Here is a 21,958-nt window from a genome sequence, read left to right on the forward strand (position 1 = left end):
CTAGGCGGCTTTTTTATTTGAGGGCTTATATGAGGCGTGATGGCGTTGTTCCGTAGGTCGGATTTGCCGGGCGCGCCACGCCCTGCGGGTGCGTCTGTTACTGAAGCGCCTGTGCGCCCAGGGCCAGACAGCCCATAATGCCCTGCTTGCCCTCGAGGCTGTTGTTGACGATATAGCTATCAATGTCGGCCATCTCGGGCGTGACGATGTAGCCGTTGAGCATCTCGGCGCACTTCTTGCGCGCGAGCGGCACGATGGGGGTGTGGTCGGCCACGCCGCCACCGATGACGATCTTCTGCGGTGCGTAGCACAGGATGTAGGTCATGAGCGCCTGCGCAAGGTATCCGGCAAGCAGATCCATGGCCTCTGGGTCGTCGGCCATCTCTCCGGCGCTCTTGCCACCCCAGCGCTTTTTGACGCCGGGGCCGGCGATGAGGCCCTCGAGGCAGTTGTCGTGGAAGGGGCAGCCGCTGTGCTTGCCGATGGTGTCGCGCGGGTCGCGAGTGACCAGGATGTGGCCGGCCTCGGGATGCATCATGCCGTGCACGAGCTTACCGCCCGAGAGCACGCCGGCGCCCACGCCGGTACCGATGGTCAGATACACCACGTCAGTGAGGTCCTGGGCGCAACCAAAGGTGACCTCGCCCAGGCAGGCGACGTTGACGTCGGTGTCGTAACCACAGGGGATATTGAGCTCGTTTTGGATGGTGCCCAGCAGGTCAAAGTAGCGCCATGCCGTTTTGGGCGTCTCCAGGATCTTGCCGTATTGGGGCGAGGCAGGGTTGACTGCGGTAGGGCCAAAGGCGCCGATGCCCAGCGCGGCGATGCCCTTGTTCGCAAACCATGCGTTGACGGCCTCAACGGTCTCCTGCGGGGTCGTGGTCGCGATCTGCTCGCACTCCAGGACCGTACCGTCTGCATAGCCCGTGGCGCAGACCATCTTGGTGCCGCCGGCCTCGAGCGCTCCGATAAGCGGCTGCTCTGCCATAGTATTCCTCTCTGGGACGAGTTGCTCCTTCTCTAAAGTATAGCGCTCTAAAAAATAAATGAGGTCGCTATAAAAAGAAACCTCGTAGCCCAACGGGTTCACGAGGTTTCTTTAGTGCCTTTAGTTACTGGCCGTCCTTACCCGCGCGGCTCGATTTTATCACGCAGAGACTTGAGGTTCTCCAGCGCCGCGTTAAGCGTTTCGTCGCGCTTGGCAAAGTGGAAGCGGATGAGGTGGTTGACGGGCTCGCGGAAGAAGCTGGAGCCCGGAACGGCGCCCACGCCCACCTTGTACGCGAGGTCCTCGCAGAAGTCGAGGTCGCTGTTATAGCCAAACTCCGAGATATCCATCATCACGTAGTAGGCGCCCTGCGGCACGTTGTGCGTGAGTCCGATGCTGTCGAGTCCCTGACAGAATAGGTCGCGCTTGGCGGTGTAGAGGTCGAGGACCTCCTGGTAATAGCTGTCGTCGAAGTTGAGGGCGGTGACGACGGCCTCTTGCAGGGGAGCGGCGGCGCCCACGGTGAGGAAGTCGTGAACCTTTTTGATGCGCTCGGTGATTTCGGCAGGAGCGATGGTGTAGCCCAGGCGCCAGCCGGTGATGGAGTAGGTCTTGGATAGCGAGCTGCAGCTGATGGTGCGCTCAAACATTCCGGGCAACGTGGCCATGTACACGTGCTCGTGGGGCGCGTAGACGATGTGCTCGTATACCTCGTCGGTGATGCAGTAGGCGTCGTACTTTTTGCACAGGTCTGCGATAAAGGTGAGCTCCTCGCGGGTAAAGACCTTGCCACAGGGGTTGGACGGGTTGCATAGAACGATTGCCTTGGGATCGTTGTCTCGGAAGGCCGCCTCGAGGACCTCACGGTCGAAGTCAAAGGTGGGCGGGTTGAGCGGCACATAGATGGGCTCAGCGCCCGAGAGGATCGTGTCGGCGCCGTAGTTCTCGTAGAACGGCGAGAAAATGACGACCTTGTCGGCGGGGTTTGTGACCGTCATCATGGCGGCCATCATGGCCTCGGTGGAGCCGCAGGTGACCACGATGTTCTCGTTGGGGTTGATCGGCATGCCCATAAAGTGCTCCTGCTTGGTGGCAAGCGCCTCGCGCATGGCCTGGGAGCCCCAGGTGATGGAGTACTGGTGGTAAAGCGGCTTGGGGTCGGTGGCAATGGTGCTGAGGCTATCGAGCAGCTGCGCCGGGGGATCGAAATCGGGGAAGCCCTGCGACAGGTTGACGGCACCATACTTGTTGGAGATGCGCGTCATGCGGCGGATGACCGAATCGGTAAACGCCGCCGTGCGGTTGGAGAGTTCTTTCATGCCTATCCTTTCGAGCATTGGGTGGAGCAAGTTTACTCCTATGGAACCGGTGGGATTTGCTCGAAACGGGCTCGAAAAACTCTTTTCAAAATTCTTGAAAATTGGGGCTTGCATCGCGTGGCGTTCCTTGCAATAATAGTCGAGCGCGAAGCGCACAGGACACGGTGGGTGTAGCTCAGTTGGCTAGAGCGACGGGTTGTGGTCCCGTAGGTCGAGGGTTCGAGTCCCTTTACCCACCCCAGTTCTTGCTTCGTGGTGATATCGGGTCGTTAGCTCAGTTGGTAGAGCAGGGGACTCTTAATCCCAAGGTCCAGGGTTCGACCCCCTGACGGCCCACCACACGATATCTCCTCTAAAGTCCGCCACCACGGACTTTAGCTTTGGGTCGTTAGCTCAGTTGGTAGAGCAGGGGACTCTTAATCCCAAGGTCCAGGGTTCGACCCCCTGACGGCCCACCAAAGATTGTTAAGACGGTCAACTTCGGTTGGCCGTCTTTTTTGTTGACCTCGCATGGGGTCGAACCCGAAAGGGCGCGGAGCTGAGGAAATGCGTAAGCATTTACCAGCGCAGCGCGCAAGGCGCAAAGCGCCGAAGCGGCCGCCTGCAAAGCAGGCTGACCCCCTGACGGCCCACCCAAAGTATGTTAAAGCGACTGGCTTAGGCTGGTCGCTTTTTTGTTAACCTCGCATGCGGTCGAACCCGAAAGGGCACGGAGCTGAGCTATCTGCACAGTGATTCCCTTAGGGAAAACACGGCTAAAGCCCCGTAAGCGTGTTCTCCTTGGGGGAATCATGCTTACAGGGCTCGATACATGTTGAGAAATTGTGATTAAACTCTAAGTGAGAATCGAATTAGTCCGCTCGATAGTGCGATCCGAGGCTTTCGGTTCGTTTGCGCATGGCTTTGACCATTTTCTGTGCTAGTTGAATCTGCGATTGCAGGCGGGCGAGGGCTGCGACTTCGCTGTCGTTGGCATGCGGCTTATTTAGAGCCGTTGCCTCGTCTTTCAGGCTTTCAAGCTGTTGCAGGGCCTTGGATAGACCTGCTTCGGTCCTGTTGATCATGCAATAGGTGCTCATCGTGTGCTTAAGGCTGTGTGTCAGGCGTTCGGCATCTGTTGTGGCAATGCCGTACTGGGGGAGGGCGATATCCGCCTTCAGGGCTGCCTCAGGTGCATTCTGTGCTGCCTGGGCTGCCGATGCGCCCGCGATGCGCCCAAATACGATGCCGTTGGCGCTCGACAGGCCTCCGATGCGATCGGCGCCGTGCATGCCGCCTGTCGCCTCGCCGCAGGCATACAGGCCTTCAACGCCTGTGTACGCAGTCTTGTCGATTTTGATGCCGCCATTGGCAGCGTGGGCATACATCGCCACGCGCATCTCGTCGGTCGGTGCGATGCCGTGCTCGTCTTGCAGCCAGGTGGCAAAGGTCTGCACAAACTCGGGGACGTCCTCGCGGGGGAAGTCGTAGTGGAGCGCCAGGCCTTCGGCGCCTGCTTGATCGATGGCAAGATCGATGGCGCTGGAAGCCAGGCGCGAAGTGAAGGGACCGTATCCGGAGCGCTGTTCAAGCAGATCGTCCAACTTTTCGTCGGCAATATCGACCGGCTGGTCTACATGTACGTAACGCCAGGTCTTTTCGTTAAAGACAAGGTTTCGCTTAGGCTCGATGAAGCCGGGCATCATCTGCATGAACTCTATATTAGTAAGGGACGCACCGTGTGCCAGGGTGATGGCCTGCGAGGAGCTGAGCACATCGGCCGAAGTGAGGCTGCGCTCGAACAGTCCGCCCGTGCCTCCGGCGGCGATGATGGTGGCTTTAGCTGCCAGAGGCACGAGATGCTCGTTTGCGCGGTCGTAGAGCGTGGCGCCGATAACCTTTCCGTCCTTATCTTCAACAAGGTCAATAAGCTCATGGCGGGGGAGCAGGTGAATGCCGAGCGACCCGATCTGGGTCGTCAGAGCGTCCTCAAGGGGCTTGCGGGTGAGGCCGCGCCACATGCGCGTCTTGTGGTCAAAGCAAGGGATAAATTGCTTTTGCTGGGCGCTCTCGGCGCTTTGCGGACGCTGGAGCTCAACGCCCAGATCCTGCTCGAGCCACTGGATGGCCTTAGGAATACCGTGGACAAACGTCTGGACGAGCTCGGGGTCGGCAACGCCGCAGCCCACGGCCTGGATAGTGTCGATGAGGTCCCGTTCGTCGTCTTCGTCGACGGGGCCAATAAGGCCGAGACCCCAGGTTCCCGGGAAAAAGCTTGATCCGCTCATAGTTTTGCCGGCACTTGCCACAGTGACGGTTGCACCCGTGCGTGCCGCTTCGATGGCGGCGCAAAGGCCCGCAATGCCAGATCCAATTACCAGTACATCAGTCGATTCCATCGGATTCCTTTCTCGTCCGGCGCATTGTCGCATGGGTGATCGGCAAAGGTATCGCAAAGACTCGGCAAATCGGTAAAGGGCAAATATGGCTGGTGGACGTTAGGGCTGCTTGGTGGCTCCATCTCATTACATCTCGTATTTCACCCCAACTGATATATCGGCATTAGCCACCCTGCGACAACGCAAACAAAAAGAGCCGCTACCTCGAAAGGTAGCGGCTCCAAAGCTCAACTATATGAGCATCGCGCGGGCGCGATTAGGCCTTGAGGGCCTCCTCGACGGCGACAGCACAGGCGACGGTGGCACCGACCATGGGGTTGTTGCCCATGCCGATGAGACCCATCATGTCGACGTGCGCAGGCACGGAGGAAGAACCGGCGAACTGGGCGTCGGAGTGCATACGGCCCATGGTGTCGGTCATGCCGTAAGAGGCAGGGCCGGCGCCCATGTTGTCCGGGTGCAGGGTACGGCCAGTGCCGCCACCAGAAGCGACGGAGAAGTACTTCTTGCCAGCCTCGAGGCGCTCCTTCTTGTAGGTGCCAGCGACGGGGTGCTGGAAGCGCGTGGGGTTGGTGGAGTTACCGGTGATCGAGATGTCGACGTTCTCGTGCCACATGATGGCAACGCCCTCGCGGACGTCGTCGGAGCCGTAGCAGTTAACGGCAGCGCGGGGACCATCGGAGTAGGGGATGGTCTCGACGACCTTGAGCTCGCCCGTGTAGTAGTCGAACTGGGTCTTCACGTAGGTGAAGCCGTTGATGCGGGCGATGATCTGAGCAGCATCCTTGCCCAGACCGTTGAGGATAACGCGCAGCGGCTTCTTGCGAGCCTTGTTGGCGTTCAGAGCCAGGCCGATAGCGCCCTCAGCGGCAGCGAAGGACTCGTGGCCGGCCAGGAAGGCGAAGCACTCGGTGTCGTCGGAGAGCAGCATAGCGCCCAGGTTGCCGTGGCCCAGACCGACCTTGCGGTCCTCGGCGACGGAGCCGGGAACGGTGAAGGCCTGGATGCCCTCGCCGATGATGGCGGCAGCCTCAGAAGCGGACTTGGCGCCACGCTTGACAGCGAGAGCGCAGCCGAGGGTGTAGGCCCACTCGGCGTTCTGGAAGGCGATGGACTGGGTGTTGTTGACGATCTCACGCGGGTTGAAGCCCTTGTCGGTGCAGATCTGCAGAGCTTCCTCGAGGGAGGCGATGCCGTTGTCGGCGAGGCACTTGTTGATCTTGTCAGCGCGGCGCTCGTAACCTTCGAACGTAACAGTCATAGTTATTTCCCTCCCTTTCTACTCGTGAACCGGGAACACGCTGGCGACGGAGTGAGTCTCCTCGTCGGTGCGCGGGTCGATGTACTTGGCAGCGTTCTCCCACTGACCATAGTGGCCCATAGCGCCAGCGATGGCCTCCTCGGGGGTCTTGCCGGCCTTGACGGCGTCGGTGAACTTACCGAGGTTCAGGAACTCGAACGCGATGATCTCGTTCTTGTCGTTGAGAGCCATGCGGGTGACGTAGCCCTGAGCGAGCTCGAGGTAACGAGCGCCCTTGGCCTTGGTGCCGAACATGGTGCCGACCTGAGAGCGAAGGCCCTTGCCGAGGTCGTCGAGGGAGGCGCCCACGGGCAGGCCGCCCTCGGAGAACGCGGTCTGGCTGCGGCCGTAAACGATCTGCAGGAAGATCTCGCGCATAGCAACGTTGATGGCGTCGCAGACGAGGTCGGTGTTGAGGGCCTCGAGGATGGTCTTACCGGGAAGGATCTCGGAAGCCATGGCGGCAGAGTGGGTCATGCCCGAGCAGCCGATGGTCTCAACGAGGGCCTCCTCGATGATGCCGTCCTTGACGTTCAGCGTGAGCTTGCAGGCGCCCTGCTGAGGTGCGCACCAACCCACACCGTGCGTAAGACCGGAGATGTCGGAAATCTCCTTAGCCTGGACCCACTTGCCCTCCTCGGGGATGGGTGCGGGGCCGTGGTATGCACCCTTGGCAACGGGGCACATGTTCTCCACTTCCTGTGAGTACTGCATGCCTCTCCTCTCTATCGTGTTGGCGTCCCGTCTGGGGGTCGTGGCTGGCGATTGCCGGGCGACCCTTCGAAAGGGACATGACATGCAGCCCCTATAATACCGCGAAATGCACGGAATATTCGGCGAACGGCTCAGTTTTCGTAGCGAGAAGTCCGGAAGTTTTAATTGAAACGGTTTAACTCTATATTCTGTGGTCGTGAACTTTTGTAGAGGGGGTTCGTCTTGGGCAAGCTTTTGGTCAGCTCTTGTAAGCGTTGCAGGGGCTGACCTGTTGCAACGGTGCCGTTCGCCGCCTGTTTATTGCCTTTGGCCGCGCGAATGTATTGTTTTGCGTGAATGTTTTGGTGGCACGCTTCAATCGTGTTGTATTGGATGGCAAGCAGATCCAGGCGAAGGGAGCGCCATGCAGCGCGTTTGGAGAACGGTTACCGGCTTTTACCATGTTTGTGCCCGCGGTACGGGCAAGCAGCTCATCTTTGAGGGCGATGAAGACCGGTGGGAGTTTTTGGAGCTGATGCGCGAGTGCTGCCGCGAGGCGGGCGTGACGGTTATCGCCTGGTGCCTTATGGGCAATCACGTGGATCTGGTACTCTCGGATTATGAGGACACGATGAGCGCGGCGATGCAACGACTGCTTTTGACGTACGCTCGTCGGTTCAATAAACGCACGGGGCGCACGGGCCATCTGTTCCAGAACCGTTTTGACCGGCGCTCGCTCGATACCGACCGTTATCTAATGGCCGCCATTCGCTATGTTCATGCTAATCCGCAGGAGGCGGGTATCGCCCTGATCGAGCGCTATCCGTGGAGCAGCTTTGCCGAGTATCTGCGAGCGTATGACAACGATATGACGAGGGGATTTTCGGACCCTTCTTGTGTGCTCGAGCTCTTTGAGTCTGTCAGGGGGTTTCTGGATTATTCTCTGTTAATGCCCGATGGTTCCGATCCGGTGATTCACGATATGGATGAGACAGAGTGGGAGCGGCGTGCGTTTGCCGACAAGATGGCGAAGCGCCTGGGTGTGCCGCTCAACAAACTCAAGACCGTAGCACCCTCGCGGCGAGACGGAATCATTTTCGCCCTGCACGATGGCGGCTACACGGTGCGCGAGATCGAACGGTATACGGGAATCAGCAAGAGTACCGTCTCTCGTATCGTGCGCGCTTATGCGCGGGTGAATGCTCAGGCTGAGGGCTCGGAATAGAAAATGGCCGAACCACTCTTGTCAAGCGATTCGGCCAACAAAATTCTTAAGATTTGGGACAAATACTACTGATTATTTTGTCCCGTGAGCATGCCGTCGAGGGTGCGCCAGGCGAGCTCGGCACATTTGACGCGGGCGGGCATGTGCGAGATGTCCTGGAGCTGGGCGGCCTCGTCCAGGTCTTCCAGGTCCTCCTCGGAGAGCTCTTCGCCGCGGATCATGGCGAGGAAGAGCCCTGCCAGACGACGCGCCTCCTCGACCGTCTCGCCGGTGATGAGGTCGGCCATGATGTCGGCGCTGGCCTGGCTGATGGCGCAGCCGTGGCCGGTAAAGGACGCCTCCTCGATCACGTCGTTCTCAACGCGCAGCTGCAAGGTGAGCTCGTCGCCGCAGCTGGGGTTGATGCCGTCGTGCTCGTGCGTGGGGGCATCCATCTCGTACTTATAGTCGGGGTGTGAGTTGTGCTCCATGAACGTGGTGGAGGTGTAAAGGTTACCCATTGAACGTACTCCAAACGTGATGCAGACCGGCGATGAACTTGTCGATGTCGGCCTTGTCGTTGTAGAAGGCTACGCTGGCGCGGCAGCAGGCGAGATTCTCGACGCTCAGCCAGGTGAGCAGTGGCTGTGCACAGTGGTGACCGGCGCGGATGCAGACGCCGTCCATGTCCATGATGCTCGCGACATCGTGCGGGTGGATGCCCTTGACATTAAAGCTCACGACGCCGTGATGGTTGTCCCAGTAGATGGAGCCGATGATCTGGACAAAGTCGAGCTGCATGAGCTCACCCATCAGGTAGTGGACGAGTGCCTGCTCGCGTGCCTGGATGTTTTCATAGCCCACCGTGTTGACGAGGTAGTCGAGGGCGGCGCCTGTGGCGAAGATGCCGGCGGCGTCCTGCGTGCCGGCCTCGAACTTCTCGGGGACGGGCGCCCAGACGGCGTCCTGCTCGGTGACCGAATCGATCATTTCGCCACCGGTAAGCATGGGCGGCATGGCGTTGAGCAGGTCCATCTTGCCCCACAGCACGCCGATGCCCATGGGGCCCATGGCCTTGTGCGCGCTAAAGGCAAAGAAGTCGGCGCCCAGATCGGCCATATCGACCGGCATGTGCGGCAGCGACTGCGCGCCGTCGACGACCAGGTAGCCGCCGTACTTGTGTACGAGCTTGCCGAGGTTCTTGACCGGGTTCTCGACGCCTAGCACGTTGGAGACCTGACCCACGGCCAGAATCTTGGTCTTGGGACCCACCTTGGCCAGGACCTCCTCGGTGGTGAGCTGGCCGGTCTTGGTGGGATAGAGGTAGACGAGCTTGGCACCGGTCTCGCGGCAGACCTGCTGCCACGGGATCAGGTTGGAGTGGTGCTCCATGATGGTGATGACGATCTCGTCGCCGGGCTCCAGCACCGTGGGCGCAAAGCTCTTGGCGACCAGGTTGAGCGACTCGCTGGTGTTGCGGGTGAAGACGACTTCGTTGGCCTGGGCGGCGCCGATGAGGTCGGCGATCTGCTGGCGGACCTTCGCGATAGCCTCGGTGGCCTCGACGGACAGCGAGTACAAGCCGCGCAGCGGGTTGGCGTTCATACGCTGGTAGAAGTCACGCTCGGCATCGAGCACGCAGGCGGGGCGCTGCGTGGTGGCGGCGCTATCGAGAAAGGCGATCTCGGGGTGCTGCTGGAACAGCGGGAACTGCGCCTTGTAGGGGCTATTCTCGATGTCCACGGTGGGCCAGCCGCGCGAAGCCTCGTCGCTGGCGTCGAGCTCCATGGGCTCGGGGGCGGTGCAGGTATCGCATTTAACGTGCTCGGTATCGATCATGCGAGCTCCTCTTCAAAGTTGTCGATCAGGTTGTTGCCCAGGCGGACGACGGCGGCGCGGGCGCGCTCGTCGGTCGCGGAAAGCGCAGCGTCCTCCAGCTTGGCGCGGATGAACAGGTCCTCGGCGGCGTTTTGGTCGAGGCCGCGGCAGGCGAGGTAGAACAGCTGCTCGTCGCGGACGTGGCCGATGGTGGCGCCGTGGTTGCCGGCGACGTCGTCCTCGTCGCACAGGATGACGGGGACGGTCTTGTTGTCGACGCCCTTGTTGGCCAGCAGCACCGTCTCGCGCTCGGTGCCGGTTGCGCCCTTGCAGCCGTGCACGAGGTCGATGGTGCCGCGGTAGACCTTCTTGGACGTGCCGGTCAGCACGCCGTTGGCGTCGATCTCGCACTCGGTCTTGCGACCGCGGTGGCGCAGCTCGTAGTTAAAGTCGCGCACCTGCTCGCGGGCGCCCAGGTAATCGGTATCGATGGTCACCTTGGCGGTGTCGCCCAGCAGGTCGCCGGCAAGGCCGGTGGCGCTGGCACCGGCACCCAGGACGGTGTGCTGCACGTTGACGCGCGCGCCCTCGTCCAGGAACAGGCCGGTGTCATCGAGTGCGATCCAGCTGTCGTCGAGCGTCTGCGTGCAGGTCACGTTGACGGTGGCATACTCGTGGGCGCACACGCGCAGCGCGGAACCCACGACGCCTTCGCCGGCAACGGGGGAGTCCAGGGCGATCTGCAGGTCGAGCGTTGCCTGCGGGCGGGCGACGACGTCGATGGCGGCAATCGCAGCCGCTGCGTCGACGCCACTCACGCGCACGGTAACCGTGGCGTGCTGGTATGCGGGCACATCGATGACGATGCGCTTGGTGGTGTGGTCGGCCAGGTAGGTGTAGGCGGCTTCGCCCATGCCGGTCTCGAAGGCCTCGGCAGGGGAGAGCTCTTCCTCGAGTTTGATGGCGCCGGCCTGGTAGACAGAGGTGGCGGGCACGTCGAGCTCGGTCTCGGGCGTGATGCGGGCGCGGTCGGCGGCGTCGCCGGGGGCAGCGGCGCGGCGCTCGGGGAAGCGCTCGGCCATGGCTTCCATGGCGGCGTCAAAGGCGTCGGCGGCACCGGAGAACTGCTCGTCCAAGCCCTCGACCTCAACGGCCTCGGCGGGAGCGGTGACAAGCTCGTCGGAAAGCTCGAGCTTGGTCTGGTTCATCTTAAGCCAGCCCCAGGTTGCTGCGGGCATCGCGTTGACCTGCTCGAGCGTGGTAGCAGCGGTGTTGGTTTCCTGTTTCATTATCCGATCGCTCCTTCCATCTCGAGCTTGATCAGGTTGTTCATCTCGACGGCGTACTCCAGCGGCAGCTCCTTGGAGACCGGGTTGGCAAAGCCGTTGACGATCATGGTGCGGGCCTCTTCCTCCGAGATACCGCGGCTCATCAGGTAGAACACCTTGTCGTCGCCGATGCGGCCGATGGTGGCCTCGTGGCCGATATCGACGTTCTTGGCGCGGATGTCCATGGCGGGGATGGTATCGGAGCGGCTCTGGTCGTCGAGCATCAGTGACTGGCAGCTCACGGTTGCCTTGGAACCCTCGGCCTTGGGCGTGGCCACGATGGAGCTGCGGAAGGTCTGGATGCCGCCGCTCTTGGAGATGCCCTTGGTTTCGACGGTCGCCGAGGTCTCGGGGGCGTTGAGCACGACCTTGCAGCCGGTGTCGAGGTTCTGCCCGGCGCCGGCAAAGGTGATGCCGGTAAAGCTCGAGCGAGCGCGGCGGCCGTTGAGCACGCTCATAGGGTAGAGGTAGCCCACGTGGCTGCCGAAGGAGCCGCTGATCCACTCGATGTCGCCGTCCTCGTCCACGCGCGCACGCTTGGTGTTGAGGTTGTACATGTTCTTGGACCAGTTCTCGATGGTCGAGTAGCGCAGGTGCGCACGCTTGCCCACAAAGAGCTCTACAGCGCCGGCGTGGAGGTTGGCCACGTTGTACTTGGGCGCGGAGCAACCCTCAATGAAGTGCAGGTCGGCATCGTCCTCGACGATGATGAGCGTGTGCTCAAACTGGCCGGCGCCCTTGGCGTTGAGGCGGAAGTAGCTCTGCAGCGGAAAGTCGAGCTTAGTGCCCTTGGGCACGTAGACAAACGAGCCGCCCGACCATACGGCGCCGTGCAGGGCCGCAAACTTGTGGTCGGTGGGCGGGATGAGCGTCATGAACTTCTCGTGGATGAGCGGCTCCCACTGCGGATCGTGCAGGGCCTCCTCGATGCCGGAGTAGACGATGCCCATCTTGGACGCCGTGTCCTGCATGTTGTGGTAGACCAGCTCGGAGTCGTACTGCGCGCCGACGCCCGCCAGGTAACTGCGCTCGGCCTCGGGGATGCCCAGGCGCTCAAAGGTGTTCTTGATGTCGTCGGGCACCGACTCCCAGTCGTGCTTTTGGTCGGTGTTGGGCTTGACGTAGGTGACGATGTTGTCAATGTCCAGGCCCTCGATGGAGGGGCCCCACGTCGGATCGGGGAAGCGGTTGAAGATTTCGAGGGACTTTAAGCGCAGATCGAGCATCCACTGCGGCTCGTCCTTCTTGGCGCTGATCTCGCGCACGATGTCGGGCGTGATGCCGGCGTCGAGGCGCTCGAATCCCTCCTCGCCATAGGTGAAGTCGTAGAGGCTGCGGTCGATGTCCGCGACCTCGGTGCGGTTCTTGGTCATTGCGTCGCCCCTTTACGCCTGCTGCTCGGCAGCGGCGACCTCGGCCTGGGCACGCTGCTCGGCGGCCTCACGCTCGAAGGCCTCAAAACCGTTCTTGTCGATCCAGGGGATCAGCGAAGCGTCGTCCTCGCGCACGATGTGGCCCTTGACCATAACGTGGACGCGGTCGACATCCAGGTGCTCCAGGATGCGCGTGTTGTGCGTGATGATGAGCATGGAGCCGTCGCAGCTCTTGCGGTAGGCGTCCATGCCGTGGCTGACGGTGGAAAGCGCGTCGACGTCCAAACCCGAGTCGGTCTCATCCAGGATGGCGAGCTTGGGCTGCAGCAGCAGGAGCTGGAGCATCTCGACCTTCTTCTTCTCGCCGCCCGAGAAGCCCACGCCCAGCTCACGGTTGAGGTAGGCGGTGTCCATGTTGAGCTCGGTCGCGAGCTCCTTCACGCGGCGGCGGAACTCCTTGCCCTTCATCTCCAGGCCGGGGCGGCCGGCGATGCTGGCGCGCAAAAAGCTCGACAGCGGCACGCCCGGGATCTCGACCGGGGCCTGGAAGCTCAGGAACAGGCCGGCGCGCGAACGCTTGTCGGTGGTGAGCTCGGTGATGTCCTGGCCGTCAAAGACGATGCGGCCGTCCTGCACGGTGTAGACGGGGTCGCCCATGACCAGGTGGCCGAGGGTGGACTTGCCGGCGCCGTTGGGGCCCATCAGCACATGGGTCTCGCCGGCGGCGACGTTGAGGTTGACGTTGTGGAGGATGGTCTTCTCGTCCACGGAGGCGGTCAGACCTTCGATGGAAAGCAGCGGATTTGCACTCATGCTGTCCCTCTCTGTATATGGTGTACTCATAGGTGTACTAAACCCTAGGAATCTTCTCGGAATAAAGTTACTATGGGTTCGGCGTTAGTCAAGGGAAAACCCGACTAATCCACTCGACTTTTCTAGATGTGGGACATAATAATCAGGTTTGTTTGCTCCGCTTGCATAGGATTTGGGACAAACAAGCCTGGTTTTGTCCCAGTAACGATGGGAGGGTAGGTATGCTCATTTCTTCTAAGGGCCGCTATGCCCTCCGACTGATGATCTATATCGCGGCGCTCGGTGACGCCGAGGGCAAGATTGCTCTGCGCGAGGTTGCCGACCGCGAGCGCATTTCGCAGAAGTATCTGGAACAGCTGGTTCGTCCGCTTATGAAGGCTGGCCTGCTTAAGAGCGTGCGCGGCAAGGGCGGCGGCTACATGATGGCTAAGGATCCCTCCGAGGTGCGTGCTGGCGACATCCTGCGCGCTGTCGAGGGCAGTACGGCTCCGGTGGCGTGCGATGGCATCGACAACAGCTGCGCCCGCAGCGATCTGTGCTCAACCGTCAAATTCTGGCGCGGTCTGGACGACGTGATCGAAAAGTACGTCGACGGCGTGACGTTGGCCGACCTTGCTGCCGTCCCCGAGATCAACTTCGACATTAAGCTGTAGGGCTGCAAATGACATCTCTCGACAAGGTGTATAAGCAAATTGAAGTTTTTGCTCGGGAATGTGACGCCGAGAAGGTTGTGCTGTTTGGTTCCCGCGCTCGAGGTGACAACTTGCCTAAGAGCGATATTGATATTGCTGTAGCAGGTTGCCGGGATTTCGACCGTTTCTCATATCTGATAGAGGAGCGTCTTGATACTCTTTTAGATATAGACGTCGTCAATCTGGATGAGTCCTTATCGCAGCAATTGCTCGATGAAATTGCCAGGGATGGTGTGATTCTGTATGAAAAAATATGAGAACTTTGCCAGCGCCTTGGCGAATCTTGAGGATGCACCCAATCAGGATCTTAGCAATGATTTTGTTCAGAGTGGATTGATTAATAAGTTCAACCTTCAGTTTGAACTGAGCTGGAAGCTCCTTAAACGTCTGCTCGAGTATGAGGGCGCCACGCTTGCTGCATCGGGGTCTCCTCGTGCCATCTTGAAGGAAGCCTACCGATTCTACGACTTTATTGATGAGGCGGCATGGCTAGATATGCTCAGAGACCGCAATACGAACGTCCATATCTATGACAACAAGCTCGCTCAAGATTTGATTCAGCGTATCTTAAACGTCTATATCCCCGCTTTCTGTCAGTTGAGAGACGGGCTGATGGGACGCTACGGCGATCTTCTTCTGGTGCCCGACGACCAGTTTGTTTAATTCCTTTAGATTTCGCGGATTTCGCGGAGGGTTGTTGCCGTTTACCGAGGGGTTGTTGTGCAACAACGGGCGAGCTGCAATACTTACTCTTATCTTTGCAAACTGCACTTTAACTACACCAATGCAGGGAGGATCTTATGCAGCGCAAGCATTCTGCTATTGTCGCGGGCCTGACGCTGGTGCTTTCGTTTGGCGCCGTTTCCGTGCCGGCACCCGCCGCTGCCGAGGAGCCCACGCCGGGCGTTGCCTCGGATGCCACCGATATCGATAAGGGTCTCTACACCCAGCAGTCCTTCTCGGGCGTGCTGAGGTCGGTCCAGGGCGTTTCGTTTGTTAACGTGACCCCCGAGATGAAGTACTTTACCAAGTACGAGAGCCATGGCAACTATAACCAGGGCTTTTCGTATGGCGACGGCTATAACGCGCTGGGTTATTACCAGTTCGACCGTCGTTGGTCGCTCATTCCGTTTATGAAGCAGGTCTACAACTACAATCCCGAGAAATACAGCATGCTCAAGGATGCGATTGATCGCGGCAGCGAGATTTCCAACACGAGCAATGCCATGTACGAGAACGCCCAGCTCACTGAGCTGGGCCGTATTGCGCAGGAGGCCTTCCAGGGCGCTTATAACACCGACCCTGCTGAGTTTTCGGCTCTGCAAGATGCCTATGCGTACAACTCGTACTATGCGGTGACCGAGGCGTGGCTCAAGAGCGGCCTAGGTATTGATATTTCGGGCCGTGCCGATTGCGTTAAGGGCATGGTGTGGAGCATCACCAACATGTGCGGCACCGGTGGCTGCAGGGACTTCTTCCGTTGGGCGAATCTCTCCAACGATATGTCCGACCGCGAGTTTGTGACGGCGCTCTCCAATAGCGTGGTCGATAACGTTGCCACCAAGTTTTCGAGCCAGCCCCAGTATCATGAGGGCTGGAAGAACCGCTACCGCAACGAGCTGAAGGACTGCTTGGTTTATATCGCCGAGGACGAGGCCGCTGCCGCTGCGACGCCCGTGCAGCCCGAGCCTACGCCGGCGCCTGATTCGAATGACGACTCGCGTGACGATGCTAACGATGACAGGATGGATGCGCCCTCGACCGATGCTGACGGTGATGGCTCTGCTGGTGGCACTACCAACAACGGCTCTACCTCGAACGGCTCCGTTTCGAACGGCTCTGCTGCGGGCGATTCGTCTTCAAGCTCTGCCGGCAATACGGACAGCGACGCTTCTGGTTCGACCGGCGCTGGCACCTCTAACTCATCCACCGGCTCGAGCGATTCGTCCGTTGGCACCGGCTCTAACATCGGCTCCGGCTCTGACGCAACCCCTGGTTCCGATGCTTCCAAGGATGACTCGAATAAGGCGCCGGACGTTCCCGTTGCTTCGCCGGACAAGAAGCCTTCTTTCTCCGAGCAGCTTGGTTCTACGCTGGGCTCTTCGCTGATGGCTGGCGTCAATAACGGCTCGACCCAGAACAAGGGCAACTCTGATCAGGTTTCCACGGAAAAGATCGAAGCCGCAAAGGGCGACTCCAAGGACGAGGCTTCCGAGAAGACCGAATCCGATAAGGGTTCTAGCTCTGAGGAGAAGAGCGACAAGTCCGAACAGAAGAAGGGCGAGGATAAGAAGTCTGAATCTGAGGAGAAGGACAAGAGCAAGGCCGGGGGCGAAAAGAAACAGTCCGAAGACGACGACAAGAGCGGTGCTGACAACCAGGTCCAGGAGCAAAATGACTCCAAAACGGTGACCACCACGACCACGACGACTACAACGACTAAGTCCTCGGGCGGCAACATGCCCAAGACGGGCGACTTGATTGTGATGGCGAGCCTTGCCAGTGCAAGCTTGGCCACACTGGGCGCTACGTCTATCGTAAGTGGTAAGCATAAGCTCGATCAGCAGAAGAAGGCTTCTGGGGAGGACGGCTTGGAGGAGTAATCTTCCAGATCGTTTTCTATAAGAGTTTGGGACGGGGTCCGGTGCGGCGGCATCGGGCCCCTTTTTTGTTGTGCAACGATTTGTTATGCCCCCTCGGGGGTCTGTTGCTACCGCTGCCCGAAACGTTTGCATGTCGATATTGTTGCGCTCTACCCGCTCGCTACAATGGGCATCGTGCTGCGTTAGAAGGAGAGTTTACAGTGTCTGAACAGGTGAATTGTGGTTTTACTCATGCGTTTGGTGCACGGTTGCTCAATCATGCGGATAGCGCAGCTCTACCGGTTGATGTACACGACTTTTCCGATGCAATCAATCGGTGTTTACTCGTCGATAAGACTATGTTTATTGCCGATATATTGGACAGCGAAGCACCTGTTGCGATTTGTTGTCGGCCCAAGGGTTTTGGCAAGAGCATGAATCTATCGATGCTCAAATGCTATTTGGAACGACCTGATCACCGGCGGCCGGATCGAAGCCCGTTCGTCGGCACCCAGATTTGGCAGGCGGACGGTGGTCGCTATCGTGATGAGTACGCGTGTTATCCGGTCATCACGCTCGACTTTTCAACTGCCGCTGCGAGGCGCGACGCTGATGCTGCGGCGGCTATTCGCAGCGCTGTCGCGCACGAGTGCGCCCGATTGCTGCCGCTGCTTGACGCGCCTGATCTGTCAAGACGTGAGATTCGTCTTATCGAGAGGGCGACGCGTGGGGTGGCCAGCGATAAGGAGATCGATGCGGCGCTTGGCGTGCTTATTAAACTGCTTCAGACGGCTTTCGATGAGCGGGTTGTTCTTCTGATAGACGACTACGACGCGGTATGTCCAAAGCGTTTGGACGCTAAGGACGACGGTAGCGTGGATTCCCTAGAGTCGCTCAGCCGAATGTTGTTCGACACCATTGCCGACGCCGGCGACTCGTTGCGATTGACGTGTCTGATGGGCGAGCGCCCCGGTCCTGCCGAGCTTGCGTTGTCCCAGCGTGGGGTTTCCTATCGATCGGCGACGCCACTGTCGAGTTGGTGTGATCGATGGTTCGGTTTTTCGGACGACGAAGTCCAGGTGCTGTTGGATTGCGTCGGTCGCAACGGCTGTCTGGATGACGCGCGTGAGTGGCTCGAGGGCTATCTGTTTGGTGGTTTTTATTGCTCGAGCCCGGAGCGCGTGGTGGACTACGCACATCGCGGTTGCGTCGCGCCTGTTCGGGCAGATCTGTATGGTTACGCTGACCGTCTGAGCGCATGCGTCGGTGACTGGAATCTCATGCGCCTGTCCGCATTGTTCGATTTGCTTGAGCCGCATGGGTTTATTGAGGCGCCAGTGCATGTGCATGCCGAGGTGGCCGATGTCGCCAAGCCCGAAGATATCTGGACAGCGCTGTATCTGTCTGGATTTCTTACGACGGACATGACGGGGCATTCGGAGGACGGCGCGTGCCTTCGTTCCCTGCGTCTGCCTAACAACGAAGTGCGTCAGGCGCTCCGTCTTGTAATTCTGGAATGGTTTGAGTGCGCCGTTGAGGACGTTGGAGTTATCGACTCGTTCCATGACGGGCTGTGTCGAGGAGACGAGGACACTGTAAAGCAAGCTTTGAGCTGTGCTATCGGCGATCTGGGCATCGATGTGGGCCAATCAGATATGCCGACAGCCTATCATCTGGCGCTTCAGGGGCTCTGCTTTGGACTGCCCGGCTATTGCAATCCCAGCTCCAAGCGAAGTGGCGTCTCGGATCGCTGGGATATCCAGGTGATTCCCACCGGTCGGGTGTTTGACGTGGCCGACACGCTCGGCATGCTCGATGAGCGACCGCTCATTACGGTCAACATGTTGTACGACCCTGGCGTCGATGCCCTGGGCCTGGAACTGTTGGCGGTTCAGGCGCTGCTCGACATAGAGCGCGACGGCATCGATGATATCCGCGTGCCGCGCCCCGCCGTCGGGCGCATGCGTTGGGGCTTTGGCTTTGACGGTCAGCGTGTGTCCGTGGTGTGTCAACGACTGTAGCGGCGGGCGAAAGCCCTTTACTACTCGGCGTCCTTCAGGGGCGGCATGGGCTTCCAGTTGGGGTCCTTGACGATCTTGCGGGCGTCCTTCATGCCGCGGCGCAGCGCCGGAATGCCGGTCTTAAAGCACTTGTCGACGGCAGCCAGACGAATGAACTCCTTGCAGAAGGTCGCGGCATTGCCCAGGCGGAACAGCATGGGGTGGTAGTCTCCGTAGATCTGCATATAGCGAGCGAGGAAGCCTCGGTTGCGCATGATGTAGTAGCGGTTGGTGTCGCTCGTGGAGTTGAGCTGGCGCTTGCCGGCGATATCCCAGTTGGAGACGGCGCGGGCGCGCTTGAGCACCACGTCGGCGACCACGGCGGCGGGGAAGTGTTGGCTGGCTACGTAGCCGTAGCAGGCATCGTCGCCGTAGATAAAGAAGCGCGCGTCTGGCAGGCCAATCTTGTCGACCACGCGGCGCGAGAACATGCCGCCCTCAAAGCACAGTTGGTTCATGGTGCGGTAGCCCTCGGGTCCCAGATCCCACTTGGCGATGGGGTTGGGAATGCCGAGCGAAAGGATGAGCTGGTACTGCCAAAAGAAAGCACCGCCGTCAAAGTCCAGGCGCGAACCCTGAATGACGTCGTAACGGTCGGTCCACTTGGCCAAGCGCTCGATGCCTTCGGGGATGACGAGCACGTCGTCGTCCATGACCCAGAACCACTGGGCGCCCAGGTCGTAGGCGCATTTAGTGCCGGCGGAGAAGCCGCCCGCACCGCCGCCGTTTTCGAGCTGCGGGGCGTAGATGACACGGTCGGTGCCGCCCTGCGCGTCGGGCTGCTCGGTGTCGATGCCCCACAGGTTGGCCAGGCGCTCGTTGAATGCGGTACACATGGCCTCGGTCTCGCGCGAATTCTCGTTATCGACAATCACGATGCGCCAGGGCGTTGCCGTGAGCTCGGTCATGGAGTCGAACAAGTTGGCCAGGAGTTCCTGGCGCTTGTACGTGACGACAACGATGGCGAGCTTATCGATGGGGGCGGGAAGGGTTGAAGGCATGGGGCAATATATCCTTTCACGCGCGGCGGGCGAGCGCTGCGCGGAAGCTATCGAATACGTCCTTGGGACTGTCCTATTGTAAAGGCTCGCCGCACCTTGACGGCAAGCTTTGAATAAAACGCAGGAACCTGCCATGGGCCCGCCGCATGACGTGCGGCTACTTTGCCCGCAAGAGGCTCCATAGATTATATAAACGCCCGCTGGCGCGCTGACCCTTTGATACCATGAAACGACAGGTATTTCCTAAGGAGCACATTTGTCTACTAACGCCTCTGGCAGCCCTGTTCTGTCGCTGCTTATTCCCATTTACAATGTTCAGCGCTACCTGCGCGAGTGTCTCGATTCCGCCCTGGCGCAGACGCTCAAGGATATTGAGATCATCTGCATTAACGACGGGTCGACCGATAACTCGCCCGCGATTATTCGCGAGTATATGGAGCGCGATGGGCGCGTCAAGATGATCGACAAGGCCAACAGCGGCTACGGCGACTCGATGAACCACGGTCTGGAGATGGCGCGTGGCAAGTACGTTGGCATCTTGGAGTCCGATGACTTTATGGCGCCCGACGCACTCGAAAAGCTTGTCTCGGCCGCCGATAGCAATAATGCCGACTTTGCGAAGGCGAACTTTGATTTCTACTGGTCTAAGCCCGAGGAGCGCCGTTCGCTGCACGAGATGTTTAAAGCCAAGGACTGTGGCAAGCCGGTGCACCCGAGCGATACGACGCAGTTCTTTAAGCAAAAGCCGTCGATTTGGTCGGCCGTGTACCGTCGCGATTTTCTTGAGCGCAACGGCATTAAGTTCCTGCCGACTCCGGGGGCATCCTTTCAGGACACGTCATTCGCCTTTAAGGTGATCGCGTGCGCCGATAAGGCTGTTTACCTTCATGATGCCGTGTTGTCTTATCGCCAGGACAACGAGAATTCCTCGGTCAATTCTTCGGCTAAGGTCTTTTGCGTCAATACCGAGTATGCCGAGATTGAGCGTTGGATTCGAGAGGATTATGCCCGTGACCACGCAAGTGATGACGTCGCGCGCATGCTCAAGTTCAATCAGCTCATTAAGTACGATTCGTACATGTGGAACTACGTGCGTCTAGCGCCTAAGTTCTATAAGGAGTTCCTGGTTCAGATGGCCAAGGAGTTCCAAGCGGCCTTGGACGCGGGGGAGTTTTCGCTTGACGATCTCAAGCCGTGGAAGCGCGCAAATCTCGCTGCCATCCTCAAAGATCCTGAGGGCTGGGTTGACGAGCATCCGAGTTTTGCGACGGATGGTGCCTTGGGGCGTGCTAAGTATTACGCCTCGGTTGGAGGCCCAGGCGTGGTCGCCGCCTTCCTCATCGAATCGCTGAGGGGGTAGGTCGGCATGGGAGAGGCCTCGTGTCCTAAAGCTACCATTGTCGTCCCCGTTTACAACTCTGCGCGCTCCATTCAGCGATGCGTCGATTCGCTGTTGGCCCAGTCCGAGCGCTCGATTCAGGTTGTCTGCGTCAACGACGGTTCGACCGATGATTCGTTGAACGTGTTGCGCCAGATCGAGCTGGCCGACGATCGCGTACTGGTTATTGACCAGGAAAACGCGGGCGTCTCGTGCGCTCGAAATGCCGGTATCGATGCCGCCGAGGGCGAGACCGTCTTTTTTGTGGACGCCGACGATTACATCGATGTCCAGACGGTCGAGCGCGTGCTGCATGCCATGGAGCCTGCAGATGCCGAGGTCTCCGTTTTTGGCGGCGTCTGTGAACCAGCCGATGCTGCCCCCAAACGCGTCCAACAACTCATGAGCCCCAAAGCCGGTACCTTCGGCGCCCGTGATCCCCAGTTGCTGTTCCATGCGAATGCGCAGCCCTACGCCTGCCGTGCGGCTTTTTCGCGCGAGCTGCTCAATCGCGAAGGCATTCGCTTCGCCCCCGGTTTGGCTTTGGGCGAGGACGTTGTCTTCCAATTTGCGGCTTATGCGCTTGCCCGCAAGGCCGTTGTCATGCCGGACAAGTTCTACCACTACGTGATGGAGAGCGAATCGGCGACGCATGAGTTCAACAGTGCCGAGGCTCGCGTCAAAAAGCTTGACGCCCACATGAGGATGCTCGAGGAGGTCTTGGAGGGCTGGGCGGCCTACGGTCTTTTGGACCTGTGCCCCGGCGAGCTGATAACTTGGTTTTTGGACCTCATTGTGTTCGACCTGGTGCGCTTGGATGCTGATGGCTTCCATCGCGTGGCGGCTCGCGTCAACATGGACCTCACGACGTTTTTGGGAACGGAGTGGGCGGATATGCCTGCTAAGGGTGCCGTTCGTCGTGTTGCCCACAAGCTCGTTGCGGCGACCTCGGGCGTTTCGATGGCAGACGCCACGCAGTTCTATCTTTCGACTCGCGGTCTCAAAGCCTGCCTGGAGCGCTTTATCTAATT

The 21,958-nt window shown here is 59.6% G+C and carries 19 protein-coding genes and 3 tRNA genes; 11 read left to right on the top strand and 11 right to left on the bottom strand.

All coding sequences use genetic code 11. The features are described from left to right. Positions 1-97: 97 nt before the first annotated feature. Both DW943_RS02430 and DW943_RS02435 read right to left on the bottom strand, forming a co-directional pair. A complete protein-coding gene (locus DW943_RS02430) occupies positions 98-988 on the bottom strand; it encodes an ROK family protein (protein WP_117862072.1) in 891 nt (296 codons plus the stop codon). Positions 989-1,125: 137 nt separating this feature from the next. After that, entirely contained in the window at positions 1,126-2,307 is a 1,182-nt protein-coding gene (locus DW943_RS02435) for a pyridoxal phosphate-dependent aminotransferase (protein ID WP_117862073.1), read from the bottom strand. A 164-nt stretch (positions 2,308-2,471) separates the two neighbouring features. Between DW943_RS02435 and DW943_RS02440 the strand changes: the two genes are divergently transcribed. From DW943_RS02440 to DW943_RS02450, 3 genes are all read left to right on the top strand, one after another. Beyond that, positions 2,472-2,548 (top strand) — tRNA-His (locus DW943_RS02440). Between the two features lie 22 nt (positions 2,549-2,570). Then, positions 2,571-2,646, top strand: a tRNA-Lys gene (locus tag DW943_RS02445). A 43-nt stretch (positions 2,647-2,689) separates the two neighbouring features. Continuing rightward, a tRNA-Lys gene (locus DW943_RS02450) sits at positions 2,690-2,765 on the top strand. 393 nt (positions 2,766-3,158) lie between these two features. On the opposite strand, the gene DW943_RS02455 is transcribed toward DW943_RS02450, so the two are convergent. From DW943_RS02455 to DW943_RS02465, 3 genes are all read right to left on the bottom strand, one after another. After that, entirely contained in the window at positions 3,159-4,685 is a 1,527-nt protein-coding gene (locus DW943_RS02455; RefSeq protein ID WP_117862074.1) for an FAD-dependent oxidoreductase, read from the bottom strand. A gap of 256 nt (positions 4,686-4,941) precedes the next feature. After that, entirely contained in the window at positions 4,942-5,946 is a 1,005-nt protein-coding gene (locus DW943_RS02460) for a GGGtGRT protein (protein ID WP_117800431.1), read from the bottom strand. A gap of 18 nt (positions 5,947-5,964) precedes the next feature. Further along, positions 5,965-6,699, bottom strand: a complete 735-nt coding sequence (locus DW943_RS02465; protein WP_006235554.1) for an iron-sulfur cluster assembly scaffold protein — start codon at positions 6,697-6,699, stop codon at positions 5,965-5,967. Positions 6,700-7,102: 403 nt separating this feature from the next. Between DW943_RS02465 and DW943_RS02470 the strand changes: the two genes are divergently transcribed. Further along, entirely contained in the window at positions 7,103-7,903 is an 801-nt protein-coding gene (locus DW943_RS02470; RefSeq protein WP_117862075.1) for a transposase, read from the top strand. A 65-nt stretch (positions 7,904-7,968) separates the two neighbouring features. Here DW943_RS02470 and sufU read toward each other — a convergent pair whose 3' ends face one another. Genes sufU through sufC form a run of 5 tightly spaced genes read right to left on the bottom strand, consistent with a single transcriptional unit; the run spans position 7,969 to position 13,214 of the window. Further along, entirely contained in the window at positions 7,969-8,403 is a 435-nt protein-coding gene (gene sufU / locus DW943_RS02475) for a Fe-S cluster assembly sulfur transfer protein SufU (protein ID WP_117862076.1), read from the bottom strand. Beyond that, positions 8,396-9,721 (bottom strand): aminotransferase class V-fold PLP-dependent enzyme, encoded by a 1,326-nt coding sequence (locus DW943_RS02480; RefSeq protein WP_199572738.1) that lies wholly within the window; start codon positions 9,719-9,721, stop codon positions 8,396-8,398. Before DW943_RS02480 ends, sufU begins: the two co-directional genes overlap by 8 nt. Further along, positions 9,718-10,989, bottom strand: a complete 1,272-nt coding sequence (locus DW943_RS02485) for a SufD family Fe-S cluster assembly protein (RefSeq protein ID WP_117862077.1) — start codon at positions 10,987-10,989, stop codon at positions 9,718-9,720. Before DW943_RS02485 ends, DW943_RS02480 begins: the two co-directional genes overlap by 4 nt. Beyond that, positions 10,989-12,401: a Fe-S cluster assembly protein SufB gene (sufB, locus tag DW943_RS02490; RefSeq protein WP_117862078.1), complete on the bottom strand. Its 1,413-nt coding sequence runs from the start codon at positions 12,399-12,401 to the stop codon at positions 10,989-10,991. The genes DW943_RS02485 and sufB overlap by 1 nt, the downstream gene beginning before the upstream one ends. Positions 12,402-12,413: 12 nt before the next feature. After that, the gene (gene sufC, locus DW943_RS02495) at positions 12,414-13,214 is read right to left on the bottom strand and encodes a Fe-S cluster assembly ATPase SufC (RefSeq protein ID WP_117862079.1); all 801 of its coding nucleotides are present in this window, start codon (positions 13,212-13,214) and stop codon (positions 12,414-12,416) included. Between the two features lie 221 nt (positions 13,215-13,435). Between sufC and DW943_RS02500 the strand changes: the two genes are divergently transcribed. The 5 genes from DW943_RS02500 to DW943_RS02520 all read left to right on the top strand — a co-directional run bounded on the left by DW943_RS02500 (position 13,436) and on the right by DW943_RS02520 (position 18,509). After that, on the top strand, positions 13,436-13,867 hold the full coding sequence (locus DW943_RS02500) for an Rrf2 family transcriptional regulator (protein ID WP_117757946.1): 432 nt from the start codon (positions 13,436-13,438) through the stop codon (positions 13,865-13,867). 8 nt (positions 13,868-13,875) lie between these two features. Next, the gene (locus DW943_RS02505) at positions 13,876-14,163 is read left to right on the top strand and encodes a nucleotidyltransferase family protein (protein ID WP_117862080.1); all 288 of its coding nucleotides are present in this window, start codon (positions 13,876-13,878) and stop codon (positions 14,161-14,163) included. Then, positions 14,150-14,569 (top strand): HI0074 family nucleotidyltransferase substrate-binding subunit, encoded by a 420-nt coding sequence (locus DW943_RS02510; protein ID WP_117635061.1) that lies wholly within the window; start codon positions 14,150-14,152, stop codon positions 14,567-14,569. The genes DW943_RS02505 and DW943_RS02510 overlap by 14 nt, the downstream gene beginning before the upstream one ends. Positions 14,570-14,706: 137 nt before the next feature. Continuing rightward, entirely contained in the window at positions 14,707-16,509 is a 1,803-nt protein-coding gene (locus DW943_RS10435) for a hypothetical protein (RefSeq protein WP_158566059.1), read from the top strand. Between the two features lie 212 nt (positions 16,510-16,721). After that, positions 16,722-18,509 (top strand): AAA family ATPase, encoded by a 1,788-nt coding sequence (locus DW943_RS02520; protein WP_255415005.1) that lies wholly within the window; start codon positions 16,722-16,724, stop codon positions 18,507-18,509. 20 nt (positions 18,510-18,529) lie between these two features. On the opposite strand, the gene DW943_RS02525 is transcribed toward DW943_RS02520, so the two are convergent. Continuing rightward, a complete protein-coding gene (locus DW943_RS02525) occupies positions 18,530-19,549 on the bottom strand; it encodes a glycosyltransferase (RefSeq protein WP_117786538.1) in 1,020 nt (339 codons plus the stop codon). A 256-nt stretch (positions 19,550-19,805) separates the two neighbouring features. Here DW943_RS02525 and DW943_RS02530 point away from each other — a divergent pair, with 256 nt between their 5' ends. Together DW943_RS02530 and DW943_RS02535 are read left to right on the top strand one after the other, a co-directional pair. After that, positions 19,806-20,909, top strand: a complete 1,104-nt coding sequence (locus tag DW943_RS02530; protein WP_117862082.1) for a glycosyltransferase — start codon at positions 19,806-19,808, stop codon at positions 20,907-20,909. Between the two features lie 6 nt (positions 20,910-20,915). Beyond that, positions 20,916-21,956, top strand: a complete 1,041-nt coding sequence (locus tag DW943_RS02535) for a glycosyltransferase (protein ID WP_117716835.1) — start codon at positions 20,916-20,918, stop codon at positions 21,954-21,956. The last annotated feature ends 2 nt before the right edge of the window (positions 21,957-21,958 follow it).

The sequence above is a fragment of the Collinsella sp. AM44-11 genome (genome assembly GCF_003467145.1).
Classification (GTDB): domain Bacteria; phylum Actinomycetota; class Coriobacteriia; order Coriobacteriales; family Coriobacteriaceae; genus Collinsella.

Bases quoted from the DNA above. Each gene is read 5' to 3' on its own strand.
- DW943_RS02430 (WP_117862072.1), bottom strand. From the start codon at position 988: ATGGCAGAGCAGCCGCTTATCGGAGCGCTCGAGGCCGGCGGCACCAAG.
- DW943_RS02435 (WP_117862073.1), bottom strand. From the start codon at position 2,307: ATGAAAGAACTCTCCAACCGCACGGCGGCGTTTACCGATTCGGTCATC.
- DW943_RS02455 (WP_117862074.1), bottom strand. From the start codon at position 4,685: ATGGAATCGACTGATGTACTGGTAATTGGATCTGGCATTGCGGGCCTT.
- DW943_RS02460 (WP_117800431.1), bottom strand. From the start codon at position 5,946: ATGACTGTTACGTTCGAAGGTTACGAGCGCCGCGCTGACAAGATCAAC.
- DW943_RS02465 (WP_006235554.1), bottom strand. From the start codon at position 6,699: ATGCAGTACTCACAGGAAGTGGAGAACATGTGCCCCGTTGCCAAGGGT.
- DW943_RS02470 (WP_117862075.1), top strand. From the start codon at position 7,103: ATGCAGCGCGTTTGGAGAACGGTTACCGGCTTTTACCATGTTTGTGCC.
- sufU (WP_117862076.1), bottom strand. From the start codon at position 8,403: ATGGGTAACCTTTACACCTCCACCACGTTCATGGAGCACAACTCACAC.
- DW943_RS02480 (WP_199572738.1), bottom strand. From the start codon at position 9,721: ATGATCGATACCGAGCACGTTAAATGCGATACCTGCACCGCCCCCGAG.
- DW943_RS02485 (WP_117862077.1), bottom strand. From the start codon at position 10,989: ATGAAACAGGAAACCAACACCGCTGCTACCACGCTCGAGCAGGTCAAC.
- sufB (WP_117862078.1), bottom strand. From the start codon at position 12,401: ATGACCAAGAACCGCACCGAGGTCGCGGACATCGACCGCAGCCTCTAC.
- sufC (WP_117862079.1), bottom strand. From the start codon at position 13,214: ATGAGTGCAAATCCGCTGCTTTCCATCGAAGGTCTGACCGCCTCCGTG.
- DW943_RS02500 (WP_117757946.1), top strand. From the start codon at position 13,436: ATGCTCATTTCTTCTAAGGGCCGCTATGCCCTCCGACTGATGATCTAT.
- DW943_RS02505 (WP_117862080.1), top strand. From the start codon at position 13,876: ATGACATCTCTCGACAAGGTGTATAAGCAAATTGAAGTTTTTGCTCGG.
- DW943_RS02510 (WP_117635061.1), top strand. From the start codon at position 14,150: ATGAAAAAATATGAGAACTTTGCCAGCGCCTTGGCGAATCTTGAGGAT.
- DW943_RS10435 (WP_158566059.1), top strand. From the start codon at position 14,707: ATGCAGCGCAAGCATTCTGCTATTGTCGCGGGCCTGACGCTGGTGCTT.
- DW943_RS02525 (WP_117786538.1), bottom strand. From the start codon at position 19,549: ATGCCTTCAACCCTTCCCGCCCCCATCGATAAGCTCGCCATCGTTGTC.
- DW943_RS02535 (WP_117716835.1), top strand. From the start codon at position 20,916: ATGGGAGAGGCCTCGTGTCCTAAAGCTACCATTGTCGTCCCCGTTTAC.